This is a genomic window from Nicoliella lavandulae (assembly GCF_037546185.1).
Lineage (GTDB): Bacteria > Bacillota > Bacilli > Lactobacillales > Lactobacillaceae > Nicoliella > Nicoliella lavandulae.
In genome coordinates this window covers 520,009-534,594 of record NZ_JAWMWH010000001.1, presented here as the reverse complement: position 1 = coordinate 534,594, position 14,586 = coordinate 520,009, and the positions used below count along the sequence as shown (strand labels likewise).

General features: G+C 40.4%; 11 protein-coding genes. 4 read left to right on the top strand and 7 right to left on the bottom strand.

What is annotated here, in order from left to right:
* Positions 1-4 precede the first annotated feature (4 nt).
* Positions 5-196 carry a hypothetical protein gene (locus R4146_RS02470; protein ID WP_339959871.1) on the top strand — a complete coding sequence of 64 codons (192 nt, stop codon included), beginning with the start codon at positions 5-7 and terminating at the stop codon, positions 194-196.
* A gap of 53 nt (positions 197-249) precedes the next feature.
* On the opposite strand, the gene R4146_RS02465 is transcribed toward R4146_RS02470, so the two are convergent.
* Complete coding sequence (locus R4146_RS02465; protein ID WP_339959870.1) at positions 250-1,221, bottom strand: AEC family transporter; 972 nt, start codon at positions 1,219-1,221, stop codon at positions 250-252.
* 179 nt (positions 1,222-1,400) lie between these two features.
* Positions 1,401-2,858: a sucrose-6-phosphate hydrolase gene (locus R4146_RS02460; RefSeq protein WP_339959869.1), complete on the bottom strand. Its 1,458-nt coding sequence runs from the start codon at positions 2,856-2,858 to the stop codon at positions 1,401-1,403.
* Positions 2,859-2,981: 123 nt separating this feature from the next.
* Between R4146_RS02460 and R4146_RS02455 the strand changes: the two genes are divergently transcribed.
* Complete coding sequence (locus R4146_RS02455) at positions 2,982-3,947, top strand: biotin--[acetyl-CoA-carboxylase] ligase (RefSeq protein ID WP_339959868.1); 966 nt, start codon at positions 2,982-2,984, stop codon at positions 3,945-3,947.
* A 101-nt stretch (positions 3,948-4,048) separates the two neighbouring features.
* Complete coding sequence (locus tag R4146_RS02450) at positions 4,049-4,600, top strand: biotin transporter BioY (RefSeq protein WP_339959867.1); 552 nt, start codon at positions 4,049-4,051, stop codon at positions 4,598-4,600.
* A gap of 38 nt (positions 4,601-4,638) precedes the next feature.
* Here the strand turns inward: R4146_RS02450 and R4146_RS02445 are convergent, their stop codons facing one another.
* Genes R4146_RS02445 through R4146_RS02425 form a run of 5 tightly spaced genes read right to left on the bottom strand, consistent with a single transcriptional unit; the run spans position 4,639 to position 13,437 of the window.
* The gene (locus tag R4146_RS02445; protein WP_339959866.1) at positions 4,639-5,094 is read right to left on the bottom strand and encodes a hypothetical protein; all 456 of its coding nucleotides are present in this window, start codon (positions 5,092-5,094) and stop codon (positions 4,639-4,641) included.
* A gap of 3 nt (positions 5,095-5,097) precedes the next feature.
* Positions 5,098-8,877 carry a helicase-exonuclease AddAB subunit AddA gene (gene addA / locus R4146_RS02440; protein WP_339959865.1) on the bottom strand — a complete coding sequence of 1,260 codons (3,780 nt, stop codon included), beginning with the start codon at positions 8,875-8,877 and terminating at the stop codon, positions 5,098-5,100.
* Entirely contained in the window at positions 8,864-12,454 is a 3,591-nt protein-coding gene (locus R4146_RS02435; protein WP_339959864.1) for a PD-(D/E)XK nuclease family protein, read from the bottom strand. The genes addA and R4146_RS02435 overlap by 14 nt, the downstream gene beginning before the upstream one ends.
* A 51-nt stretch (positions 12,455-12,505) precedes the next feature.
* Positions 12,506-12,856, bottom strand: coding sequence for a hypothetical protein (locus tag R4146_RS02430; RefSeq protein ID WP_339959863.1), 351 nt, complete (start codon positions 12,854-12,856; stop codon positions 12,506-12,508).
* On the bottom strand, positions 12,856-13,437 hold the full coding sequence (locus tag R4146_RS02425) for an NAD(P)H-binding protein (protein ID WP_339959862.1): 582 nt from the start codon (positions 13,435-13,437) through the stop codon (positions 12,856-12,858). The genes R4146_RS02430 and R4146_RS02425 overlap by 1 nt, the downstream gene beginning before the upstream one ends.
* A gap of 161 nt (positions 13,438-13,598) precedes the next feature.
* Here R4146_RS02425 and R4146_RS02420 point away from each other — a divergent pair, with 161 nt between their 5' ends.
* Positions 13,599-14,552 carry an aldo/keto reductase gene (locus R4146_RS02420; protein ID WP_339959861.1) on the top strand — a complete coding sequence of 318 codons (954 nt, stop codon included), beginning with the start codon at positions 13,599-13,601 and terminating at the stop codon, positions 14,550-14,552.
* The last annotated feature ends 34 nt before the right edge of the window (positions 14,553-14,586 follow it).

Below are 14,586 nucleotides of genomic sequence, written 5' to 3'. Positions count from 1 at the left end.
TATGATGATTGCTTCAGATTTTGACGTTCAAGTTAAGCTAATTATTATGTACGTTGTCGGCCTAATCGTGGTCCTTTCGTTAATTGGTTATTTAATTTATAAGCATAAACAAATATTAACGAAGTTCACCGCGCCCCTAATGGTGGTAGGCTTGATCATGTTATACATGCTAATTACCGTTACTAGACTATCATAAATAAAAAGCCATCCAACGCCGCTTAAGGCGTATGGATGGCTTTTTTAATTAAATTAGATGTATTGAATAATCGTCATTAAGATCGGAACAACTACAATAAACAATACCGTTGAAGTCGTTACGATGTTCGTAGCGTACTTCACATCCCCATGTGATTCAGAAGCTAACACCGGCAATACGGCTAGCATCGGGGTCGCAGCTTGCACAATCATGGTTTGTGATAACATTGCTGGCACGTTAGCATAGTCCTTAGCAATCATCATCAAGATAATCATAACGACTGGTGATAATACGAACCGCCCTAATAATGCAACCACGGTATCCCGATCGAAGTTAATACTCTTCAATCCGGCATCGGCTAACACAATTCCGATATAGATTAGTGATAGTGGCGTTACTAAGTTCCCCACATAGGTTAATGATTGGGAAATAAAGTTAATTTGTAAAATTGGGATATTTAATAACAAGAAGACTAATGCCACGATAAAACCAACTAATGGCATTGGAAGAACTTGCTTCCAGTTAATCTTGTTATGTCCCTTTGGTTGATCCTGCTTAGTTGGATCATCGTTACTAATCAAGAAGACCCCAAAGGCCCAAGTGGAAACCGTGTTAATAATGTAGTAGACCAAGAAGTAAGTCATACTATCGTTTCCAAACAACGCAATGTTCAATGGTAATCCGATGAAAATGGTATTCGCATTGACGATCGCATTAATAAAAATTCCCCGCCGGCCTGGCCGTACTTTTAAGACTTTGACCAGAATAAACGAAATAATGTAACCAATTACCACCGAGACAATTCCCCAAATTAAATAACTGGAGAAGCTAATTAGTTTATCCCGAGTTAATCGCGTTAAAACTGACACAAAGATGGAAGCTGGTAGCGCAATATTCTTAATAAACTTGGAAATGTTTTTTCCAAATGAATCGGCGAACCAACCAGTGTTTCTTAAAATGTATCCTAATGCCATGATTAATACCACAACTAGGACACTTTGAATCGAGCTCCATAAGACACCCATTAAATTCAACCTCCTATTAAAATAAAATTATTAAGGTATTCTTAAACCACTTTCGAATACTATAATTCCATCATTGCGGTATAGTCAAAGCATCACTCATTAATAAATAAAAATTATAAGCACCCAATAATCATTGATTTATCAATCATTACGGGTGCTTATTTTTTGTTAGCAGTTATTTATTTAGTTTCAGGAGCATTAATATTTGCTAATTTAGTAACTTTAATGTCTTCAACATCGGTCCAATTTAAGTTTAGGTGCGTATCTTCATGGAAGAAGAAGCCAGTCATTGTTTGGTAACCATCGTTAATGAATAATTCAAAAACAGTGTTATCAAAGTATAGATGACAGTTGTTAATCTTACCATCATTTAAACGAATGCTTCTGGTTTCATCCTTACCATCGTTTTCAACGTCTTTCCGATGTAGCGTTAGTTTTTGGCAATCGTTATCAATATCAATTACTAAGTGGGTGTTGCCAGAAGTAATTGCGATTTGATTATCACTATCATGATTAACATCGAATTCAATTAGGCTTTGCTTAGGTAATTCCATCCCATTGAACGTGCTTTCAGTATCCAAGAATAATGACTTCGTTTCTTGAACGGGTTGTTGAACTAAATTTCCATCAACTACTCGTAATTCACGAACTAAGGATAAGCCACCTTCCCAGCCTTCATCATCTGAAGGATAAGTGGTATCTGGAAGCCCTAACCAAGCTGAGATCAATGCCCGACCATCAGGCGCATTCAATCCTTGGGTCGCATAGAAATCAAATCCTTCATCCAATTGACGCATCTTAGAAGGGTTAACTAATTTCATAGTGTCCCAATTAATATCATCAGCGATAATGTAGGCATTTGGATGCACATTATCATAGCTAAAGGAATCTTTATCGGCTCCTTGTGGACAGAAGATCAATACTGGATGCCCATCAACAAATAATAGGTTTGGACATTCAGCCATGTAGCCCAAGTTATCGTTGCCAATATCAAGTTTGCTGTAGAATTCCCAATCACGGTCAACATGATTAGAACGGTAAACAACAATTTCACCTTGTTTATCAGTGGTTTGCGCCCCTAGAAAGGCATAGTAATAATCACCATGTTTGATAACTTGTGGATCACGGAAGTGCCCGGTAACCCCCTTAGGTGGGTTCGCAATCAATGGCTGGTCTAACTTAGTAATGTTGTTTTCCTTATCCATCCATGCGCCGACTTGGTATGGGTGACGAACTTCATTCATCTTTTCCCAAACGTTTCCGGTGTACATGAGGAATAACTTGTCATCAACGTTAATTGCTGATCCGGAATAACAACCATGCCGGTCGTATTCGTTATCAGGTACCATTGGTTTGTGAGTATTTGACCAATGTACTAAGTCATCCGATACTAAGTGCGTCCAGCTCTTTAAGCCGTGAATGCCCCCAAAGGGAAATGCTTGATAAAATAAGTGCCATTGTCCATTGAAATATGAAAAGCCATTGGGATCATTTAACAAACCAGTTTCTGTTTGAATGTGATACCCCATCCGCCAGTCAGACTTAGCAATCTTAGCTTTTAAGTTATCGATGGTTTCAGCTGGCCAATCTTTATATAAACGATTGAGACGTTCTGTTGTCCAGTATTCTTTATCCATGTTTTAAGCTCCTTTATAAAAAATAAATTTAATTATATTTTACCATAATTATACTTTAAGTCCCTAGTAATCATATAAATATGATAGGATAATGGTAATTAAAACTTACAAAGAGGGCTTATCATGCCGCATCACGAATTATTAAAAATATTCTTAAATCATCAAAATGAATGGTTATCAGGAAACCAATTAGCCGAAAAATTAGCAGTTAGTCGGACCATGGTATGGAAACGCATTAACGCCTTGAAGGCTGCTGGACACCAAATCGAGGGGAAGCACAACCTAGGCTATCGGTACTTAGGTAGCTTAAATTTGAATGCTGATAACATTAAGCATCTTGTTCACACCCCCATTGACATCGAATGCCTATCCACCGTGGATTCCACGAACAAATATGCTAAAGACTTGGTTAACCAACGGATTATTGACCATCCGATTGTAGTAATCGCTAATCAACAAACCGCTGGTTATGGTCGACGGGGCCGGCAATTCTACTCACCAGCTAATTCTGGGTTATACATGACCATCGCCGTGCCGGTTAATCACGATCATCCTCTAAACCCCGGTCTATTAACCACCACCACCGCAGTCGCCGTGGTCAATGCACTTAAGCAGAGTTATCCCACCACTGATTTTAAATTAAAGTGGATCAACGACATCTGGGTCAATGGCAATAAGGTGGCCGGCATCATGACTGAATCCATTATGAACGTTGAGTTGATGCAGCCATCTGCCATCATTGTTGGCATTGGTATCAACCTGCAGACCGCTGAATTTCCAGCGTCCATTAATCAACCGGTCGGCTCCATTAGCTCCCAGCAAATAGACCGTAACCAAATTGCTGCGGATATTATTAACCAATTTCTAGCTGAATATCCCCACTATCAAGATGGTAAGCGCATGGATGAATACCGCAAATTATCGGTTGTTATTGGCCACGAAGTCACCATTAGCACTAATCACGCGCCCTTGGTCGGCATAGTTGAAACCATTGATGATAATGGAGCACTAGTTTTAAAAACTAATGATGGCAAGCGCCATCACGTCATGACCGGTGAAGTTACCAAGGTCAGATTAAATCACGGTTAATCACTTTTACAGGTGGTTAACCGTTTTTGCTTTTATGGTTAACCTTATGTATAATAGTTAACTGTTATATAAATAATGGTTAACTACTTCGTGGAGGAACTATGAAAAACAAAAATTTAACGCAAATTGCATTAATGATTGCCCTACTAATCGTCTTGGGGGCCATTCCTGGGATTCCAATTGGCATTATCCCCGTCCCAATCGTTCTCCAAAACTTTGGGATTATTCTTGCTAGTCTATTATTAGGTGGTAAAAAGGGAACCATCACCATTGCCATCTTCTTATTTTTAGCTGCCATTGGACTCCCCATTTTATCAGGCTTTCGCGGTGGCCTAGCAGTATTCTTAGGTCCCACCGGTGGTTATTTACTAGCATGGCTACTTACCCCCAGCGTGTTAGCCGGGTTAACTCAACTGACCCAGCGAATCTTAGGGCGGCCACTAAACTGGTTCTCAACCACGGCTGTAACGCTAGTGGTCGGGATCGTTTTTATTTACCTAATTGCATGCAGCTGGCTAGCCGTGCAAAGTCACATGCCATTTAGTACTGCACTTTCAGCTAATCTCCTTTTCATTCCAGGAGACGTCATCAAAATTATTATCGCGGTAACGGTTGCTAAACGGTTGCGCAAAATCATTCCCATTAATAACTAACGTAAAAAAGACATCGCCGACTTACGGCGATGTCTTTTTTAGATTCGAACTAGGGTCTGTGAAATGCTAAGGAACATAATTAATATCACGATTGCTCTGACCATCATTGCTCGTTTTTCAACCAGCATTTCTAAATCGTCATCTGCTAATGCATAGCGATCATGTAATGCATCCCAATCAACTAGGGATGGATCAACCGTTAAGTAGGTTTTAATGGCCACGGCCACTTCAATCACCACTAGCAATCCAATGATAATTAACCCAAATGTGCCACTAAGCTTCACAAATGTGAGGCCAACTATTAATAAAATTAATAGTACTAGTTGAATCCACGCCCACTTTTGATACTGATTATCATCCATTGGTAACCGTTGCGCCTTGATCTTAAGGGCCCTGGTCAATTGAAAATACTTCATGGCTAGCAGTGCAAATACTACTATCGCAATGATGGGGCATACAAATGCTAATGACAACAAAATTAAATAAAATAACACGAACTATTCCTCCTCAGTGGTCTTTGAATCATGAATCGGTACTAATCGATCGATTGAAAGTAGGTATAAGAACCGCTTGGTCACCGGTCGATTTAAAATCCGACTTAGGGCTAATGCATATAAGTTTATTTGGCCTTGATACTTATCCACTAATTTGGCAACCTGTTGATCTTGGTTACGGGAACCCACGTAGTCAGTTTTATAATCGAATAATACCACTTCATCATCTAAATTTAAATATCCATCAATAATCCCATGAATCAGAATTTGTTCAGTTGCATTCGGACTAAAGCCCTTAAATAGCTTGTTGGCGTCCATAATTAGTGAAAATGGCGCTTCGCGATGGAGTTGGTTTGGATGTTGTAAAATTAATTGGCCTAATTGACTGGCAAAGAACTTTAAAATTGCTGACCGGTTAATTTGATTGGCTACCCCTTCAGTAATGATGTGATCAGCCACTAACTCTGCAATCTTAGCATCAATCGTATCCTTGGTCGGTGGCGTCGTTAGTGCTAGTTGTTGTAAAACTAAATGCGTCGCCGTCCCAATCTCTGCTGGTTGTGGTTTTGCCACTGTCTGTAAGAATTCTGGTTGGGCAAAGTCAGCAGCAACGTATCGATTGCGTTGCCGGTCACTGTCGTCCAACCCTTCGAATTGCCCCATCTGCACTGCATCAGGATCATCGAAGACCCGCTTGATTTCAGAAACCGCTTGATAGGCAGTCGTTGTTGTAGCAACTTGGTTGGGATATTCATAGTTCATGAGTGCTTTAATTTGATCGGCATCATCAACATTTAAATCCGTATCAAGTGAAGCGCTTAACTGGTCAATATAAGCATGGTCCTTAGTGGGTGCTGATTCAGGCAGATTTAGTAATAAATCATCTGGATGGTAGAAACGAAGCGTCAACTGGGTAGGATCATCAGCTAACGCTTTTAAGGCATCGATGCTAGTAAATACCGATTGCATTTTGGGATGCCGAGCCACTGCTGGTAAAATCCAGTCCAGATAGCTCTTAGCGCTACGCCGTAAAGCTGGATCCAATAATAACTGGTTACTTTGGGTGGCTTTATTCCCCCATGTTTCAATGATATCTTCATCACTATGTTTGGCATCCTTAATCGCCCCAACAATAAATAATTGTTGTTCAGTCCGCGTTAAAGCAACGTATAGTTTCCGCATTTCTTCATCTAACGTGGCATTATCAATACTGGTTTTAACGATTTGCTTTTGTAAGGTGTCCACTTTTTCTCGGTTAGCCGAATTAAAGTAGGTAATCCCGAGGCCGAGTTGATCATCTAGGACGTATTCACCCTTTGAATCCTGCAGGTTAAATTGATGGTTCGCATCCAACAGGAATACAACTGGATATTCCAATCCCTTACTTCCATGAATAGTCATGACTGAAACGGTGTCATCATCGGGATTCGTTGCTGGTTCGGCTAAATCATTATCACCATCTTGCATCCGTTCGATAAACCGAATGAATTGGAATAACCCTTTAAAGCTACTCTTTTCATACTGGGCTGCTCGGTCGTATAGCGCATGCAGGTTCGCTTGGCGTTGTTTTCCAGCTGGCATCCCCCCGACATAGTCTAAAAAGCCAGTCGTTTCATAAATGGACCAAATTAAGCTGACCAACTCTTTTTGTTGTGCAATATCTCTAAACCGCACTAGTTGTTCCAAGAACCGGTTGACCCTAGCAAATACCTGGTTCCCAAATTCAGTCGGTTGTTGTGTTGGATACTGTTTGATAAAATTTTGCACCGCTTGATAGTAATCACCCGTCTTCGAATTAATCCGCAGATAGGCCAGCTGATTTTCGTTCAACCCCACGATGGGTGACCGCAGCACCGCAACCAGTGGAATGTCTTGATACGGGTTATCAATAATCGTCAATAATGCCATCATGATTTGAATTTCAGTGGTCTTAAAATAGCTTTGGGTCCCATTAATGGTTACTGGAATCGAGTGTCTTGAAAAAACATCAGAGATTACTAGGTTGTTGTTCCGTGTGGCTGAAATTAACGCAACGTCAGAATACTTCATTGGCCGTAATTTGCCTAAGTGCCGGTCAAAAATCATTTGCCCCTGCTTTATTAATTGTTTAATCTTTTGGGCCACTAGTTCAACTTGGCCGTGGGCACTATCTTCAATTTGAAATTGTTCATCGACTGGTTCTTGATCATCAGCAGCTTGGTCATTTTGATTACGGTACAACAAAATATTGACGTTGGATGGTAAATCAGCTGGATAATATTTCGCTCCGGCAACTAAATTATTATCATCCTGGTACTCAATCTTTCCCACGGATCTACTCATGATCTGATTAAAAATTAAATTCACGAAGTGGTCAATGTTAGGCATGGAACGGAAATTTTCTTTTAACAAGATATCGCAATCATCGTTGTCGGCTAATTGATAGTGGTCCATCCGATTTAAAAACATCTCGGGGGCCGCTAGTCGAAACCGATAAATTGATTGCTTCACATCCCCAACCATAAACATATTTTGCGTTGCACCATCAGCATCCCGCCGGGCAATTGTAGTTAAAATTGCATCTTGCAGCCGGTTATTATCCTGATACTCATCCACCATAATTTCGGCGTATTGCTTTTGTAGCTCTGCTTGAACGCTCTTTTCGCTATTAGGATGGGTAAAAATATCATAAGCCGCATGCTCGATGTCGATGAATTCCATTACGTGACGCGTTCGCTTTAGTTCTTGGTACTTCTGACTGAACGTTTGCACTACCGTGACTAGCTTCTCGATCAACTGTTCTGAAGCCCGCATGGTGGCCACATTGGTCGCTTCATCGTTCGCAAAATAATTATCTGAAATTGTGCCTAGTTTTTTCTTCCCCATTTCTCTTAGGTCTTTAACTTGATTATGCAGTTGTTTTTCTAACGGCTCTGCCCCCCGTTTAACACTGGGGAATTTATTTAGCTTGGTGGCAAACCGCTTGCGTAAATCATCCCATGAATCCGTATCAAGGGCGGCAATCAAATCATTAACGAGTTTAACTTCATCGCTTTCAAACGCCATTTCTTTTTCTAATTGATGTTCATTCGCAAAATCGAATGCCGCTTGAAAATTCAACCGAGCTTGATTCAACTGATCCACTAGGGTGGGCTTTAAATGGTGTTGATAAAATGGACTGTTCACAATTGTGTCGTTAATTTGATACAACGTTGGCAGGTTTTCCAGCCATGCTTTGGGATCGCGATTAACATTTGCATAGTCATAGAGATGGTAAACTAAATCCGTTAATCCATCATCAGAACGGTCATCAGAGAAGTTCTCTGTTAACTGGGCAAAGCGCCCATCTTGGTCATCAGCATACTCATCTTCACGCACATTATCCCATACTAAATCCCGCAGCATTTCCGTTTCCGTGCGGTCCGTTAGAATCCGAAAATCAGGGTCTAAATTAATGATGTAGTAGTAACGTTGCACCATTTTTTGACAGAAGGAATCTAGCGTACTAATGTCTGCGACCGGCAGTTTACGAATCTGTAAGTTGAGGTGATTTTTTAGTTGCTTATCGCTAGTTTTTCGCACTTGTTCCTGCAATGCCACCAAAATCCGGTCCTTCATTTCCTTGGCTGCTGCCCGTGTAAACGTCACAATCAGCATTTGATCAATGGTTTCACCATGAATCAACTTGTTGATCACCCGATCGACTAGCACCCGCGTTTTTCCAGAGCCAGCTGATGCTGATACCAACACGTTGCCCGCAAAGTTACCATAAACCGCGTCAGACTGTGCTTTAGTGTAGTCCATTTTCCCGTTCCTCCTTTAGCTTTTTAATTACCGTTTGCATATCCATTGACTGGACGTTGCGATAGTTATTTTCAGTTAACAACGGATCAAATTGCATGATTGACTTATATGGTGAATATTGTAATGCGGTAAAGTTTTGTTCCTTAACCGGCGTTAAATCAACATTTCCACTAAATATTTTGATTCCCGCTGATTGAATTAAACGCTCAGTATGTTGCAAAATTAAATCTAGGTCAGCCGGCTGAATCACCTTACTATAACGGTTCAGCTGATTATCCTTCTTCAAGCCGATTGGATAAACTAAGGAACTATCCCCTGCTTGCATTCCTTGATCAATTAATTTAATTAACTCAGCATCATCAACTAAAATTCCGCTATACTTTTGTTTTTTCATCATCGCTGCTTTTAACCCGGCAGAACCGATATCCTTAGCTGATAGTTTCGGATTAAAGACGTGGAAGTATAGGGCTCCTGCTAACTCAGCCTTTTGGTCGGCATTAAATCGGTCTAAGTTATGCTTGATTACATCTAAATAGGTAATTAATTGCATCGATGTCCCATCATAAACCCGGCCAAAGTCAATCTTCTTATCACCTGATTTATAGTCAACTAACTCTAAGTACCGCTTATCATCAGTGTCCATTGTATCAATTCGATCAATTCGCCCGCGAACATTAATCTTATGCAAGCCTGGAATCACAATTTGATCTGAAACATCAAACGTCAACGGCGCTAAGTTATTCGTTTGCCCGTTTTGGCCGAACGAAATTTCCGTTTGCCGCGGCCGCATTGGCGTCCGTTGGCTTTGCCAGTGCATTGTCAATGCCATGCGCTTAACCGTTTTAATCAATTGTTGTTTTAAATAGCCCATGCGATAAGAACTTTGTAAAATAGCATATTGGAAATTATCGGGATCATCCAAGATTTGGGTGGCGACTTCATTCACAAATTCATTCAATGCTTGTTCATCCAATTTACTAATGTCAATGTGTTCTTCACGCATCCGCTTGACCATTAGGTCTAATGCAGCATGGAAAAATTCACCAGTACTAGCTGGTGATAGTTCAAAGACATCGCGTTCCCGTAGTTTCAGCCCATACTTTAGGAAGTATTCATATGGGTTCGCGTAAAATTGTTCTAGTTGTGAAATGGAGGTGTTAATCGTATCTCCATATAATCCAGTGATAATATCAGCATTTAACTTAGTTGGCGTATTATTATAATCTAACCCACCCAATAACTTTTCAGTTAGCGCCTTTAGTTCATCATTCGTGCCTACTAATTCCTGATAGATAAACCGCCAGTGCTTAGCTAATGGATGTTGATGGTATTGATTATCATAACTCGCTTGGACTAAGTGGCGTAACGTGGTGCGCTTAGTCCCTACATAATCCATAACCGCTTCCGAACTCGCATTCGGGGTATCCACATAGTGGTACTCATCAATGTTAAAGTGATTTTGAATTCTGGCAACGTATGGTGAAAGTTTAACCCCGGTCTCACTATCACTATCGTTGGCTAAACAATACGAAAAAATCAAGCGCTCACTGCCCGTCATAAATGCTAAGTAATTTAAGTATGGATCATTGGCCATTTGAGTCTCACTATTATCCCGCAAGTATTGATCAGCATTGAAATACTGGGTCAAATCATCGCGGTCACTATCATTAAATAAATCATCATTAGTAACTCGATCTGGCATTACATCATCCGTTGAGCCAACCATAAAAACGACCCGATAGTCGGGCATCTGAACGATTCCACTTTCTGAGATGGTCACTTGATCTAAGGTGGATGGAATTTGAGAATAATTAGCGCCTTCGAATCCCGCCTTCAATAGGGCCAAAAAATCATCAGATTTAAAATGTTGATGATCCCCCAAAATGGTTACGAAATCATCTAATAAATCACAAAAGGTCTGCCATACTTGTTCTGGCTGGGCCGCTTGTGAGAGGTCACCGGAATCAACTGCGGCATCCCGCCACTGTTGCATTCGTGCTACCACGCCTTGGTCAACTAAGAATTGATAAAGCACTTTTGCACCTTCCGCTACGGTCTTAGCCCGTTGCATCCGTTTGAAAAATGGTGGCAGGATATCCTTTACGTAGTGGCGAATGCGATTGATCTTAGTATCAATAACTTCGTCTGGTTGCGACTTAATCCCAAAGTCACTTTCGTTCAACCATACATATTGCCAATCATCATCTTGAAGCCACTTTCGTCCTTCATACCCATTCTTTAGAATCACGTTTTCCGTTAACGCTAAATCATCACGGAATTCTTGTAGATCCATGAAGTTTCCCTCAGCATCCCGCGGAATTAACAGTTCTGTTTTTAACAACCGCATCACGTCATCATACCGATACGTCCGCCGCGCTCCTTCTGGCGCAATTTTAAATAATGCATCGATCAATTGAACCAGCGGATGGTCAATCATTGATTGCTGCACATCGTTAAAGTATGGAATTTGTTGCATATTAAAAATCGGTTGAATAATATTTTGGTACTTATCCAAATGCCGTGTCATCACCAAAATATCACGGTAATGGTATTGCCCACTAGCGACCAGCTGCCGAATTTTAATCGCCACCGATGCTAGTTCTGAATAGTAATTATCTGCTTTTAACACTTGAATTGCATCTGGATCTTGTAGTTGACTAGGCTGGATGGGGTTTAACCCCGTCGATTGGTTCCAATAGCGGCCTAGTGCTAATAAATCAGCGTTAACTCGATCTTGATCAGCATATAAGTCGGTCATGATGGGCACTTGGTTATCGCGGGCAAATTGATATAACTGATGGTATAGATGCGCTGATTGAAAGAATAAATTGGGTTCATCTGGCTCCTGCTTAGCGGCAGGACGGTCTAAATTCAAATCAATCACCACGTTGGCAGCGCGTTTTACTAAGACCATTACTAATTCCCGTTCTTGGGCGGTTAATTGAGAAAAACCACTAATGTAAAAGTGCATATGCGATAAATCATGGTCAGCTAAATAACCACATAGCATCTTCAACGTATCATTTTGGTGAATGAATCGGCCCTGGGTCGCAGCTTCAAAGGCTTGATAAATAACGATAAAATCATGCAATTTATCACGCAAATTAGCGTTTAAGTGGTCATGGTTATCATCATAAATCACTTCTAAGTCATCAACGGTCACTTGTCCGGCTTCCATTTCAGCAATTTGGCTAGCAATTTGATTGATAAATCCAGGTTGCCCACTTTCGCCGCGAAAAACGGTTAGTTCAGCTTGGTGTTCAGTGATGATTTGATAAATTAACATGTTGACCCCAGCAGAGCTTAACCGTGGAATCTGATATGCAGCTTCATGACTTAAAAAGTACCATGCTAGTCGCGTTAGTGAGAATACCTGGACGTTGGTTTGCGCATAGATGCCATCTTGGTTCGGGTTTAGCCGTGAGAGGGTCTTTACTTCTGATTCAAACTTAATGTGATTGGGGACTAGATAAAAAAATTGATCATTGGGATGTTGATCAAAATTCGTGCGTAGGTGTTTGATTAACGTTTGGGCGTGATCCTTACCAGCTGGTCCCAAGATAAATTGCAATGCCATTTACAGCGCTCCTTTTTAGTATGTAAAAAGTCATTGACGACCGGTCAATGACTATTTGTTTGGTTCAATTTTATTTTCAATTAATACTTCGTTAATGCGTTCATCCATAGTTTGAACTAATTCATCTAAGTTCGGGTTATTCCCCATGCTAGCAGTAGCAGCATCGTGTTCGGCTACTGCCCAACGTGCCATGGCATCCGTAATTGGAATAAAATCACGAATGATCTTCATTGGAATATCTCGCTTCCGAGCTTGCTTCATGTTTTGGAATGCGTTGTAATCCGTAATCATCCGAACCACGTCATCAGAATCGGGATCCTTAGTTTCAAAAATTACAAAATGGGATACTTGTTGTGCTTTTTCTAATTGTGCTTTGACTTGATCTAATTGTTCTTGGTTCATTATTCATTCACCTCTGTTTTAGTTTGGACCAATCCAATGGACTGGTTTTTATACTTGCCATCAACGGCAGCAGCCACTGCAATTTCCGCAACTGTTTCACGTGAAACAGTCCCCGCTGGCATTGATTGACCTTCATCATAAATCGTTACCGGAGTTGAGTCTTGATTAACCATTGTAACTGGGCGTAACACCGTGTATGGAATTTCAGCTTCATCGACAACCTTGATTGCATATCGTTGTTGATTAAAGTATTCGCGAACATTATCAACGTCTTGATAGTGCAATTTACCAACAACTTCGTTATCAATGCCGGCCGTTGATAAAATCACAAAGGCTTCAATTTGAACATTCGTGGCACGAATTGCATCAAATAATCCTTCAAATGCTAAATCAACGTCCAATGGTCCTAAGAACGAAATAATCACATTAACATCTTTAATCATTGGTAGATAGGTCTTTTCGTAAGTTAAATCCACTGCTTCATCATCTAATTCTACCACTCGGACATCCCGTTGGTTAAGCAACTGAATTGCTAGTCGTGCGATTGGCTTTTGACTACCTAGTACTAAAACTGTTTTCAATTCAATCCCCCTCCAATAACTAATTTGGTTTTACTACTATTATTATACATAATTTACGACCAACATTTAACTATCGACTTCAATATCAAAATATTTTTAAAAATTATTTATTTGCGTGATAATAAGGATAGTATCAAATTTATTTAACGGAGGTTGTCATTATGAAGGAACAAAATGTGCAAATCGGTAAATCAGGAGTCTTAAGTACGCCACTTGGCTTAGGTGCGAATGCCGTAGGGGGAACTAATTTATTCCCCAATTTAAACGATGAAACTGGAATCGAAGTAGTAAAGAGCGCTTTGGATTCAGGAATTAAATTAATCGATACCGCATTCATGTATGGCCTTGGTCACTCCGAAGAACTAGTGGGTAAAGCGATCCAAGGCTATGATCGAGGTAGTTTCGCCATTGCTACTAAGGGGGCTCAAGAAGTCGTTAACGGTCAAATCAAGTTGAACAACGACCCTAAGTTCCTTAAACAAGCTGTATACGATAGCTTGAAACGCTTGCATACCAACTACATTGATATCTTCTACATTCATTTTCCAGATGACCACACACCCAAGAACGAAGCTATCAAGGCATTGAACGAATTAAAGGTTGAAGGCGTCATCAAGGCCATTGGGGTTTCGAACTTCTCATTGGACCAATTAAAGGAAGCCAACCAAGATGACCTAGTAGATATTGTGGAAGACCGTTACAACCTTGTTCATCGAGAAGCTGAAACTGAATTATTCCCATACCTAAAGGAACACGATATTTCCTTTGTACCATACTTTCCACTTGCTTCTGGTCTCCTTACTGGTAAATACGATCAAACTAACGATCATTTTCCTGAAAATGATTCTCGGAGTAAAAATCCTGATTTCCAAGGGGATCGGTTTAAGAAAATTTTAGCTGCAATTGACCAAATTAAGCCATTAGCGGACCAAAAACAAATTACGTTAGCTCAATTGGTCTTAGCATGGTACATCAAGAATCCGAATATCTCAGTCGTTATCCCAGGTGCTAAGCAACCAGAACAAGTGGCAAGTAACGCGAAGGCAATGGACGTCACACTAACCGATGCTGAATACGATAAGATTGATCAAGCTTTTGCTGCATTTAAGGCCTAACCAATAAAATATTGTTCGTCAAATTGCTATTTTT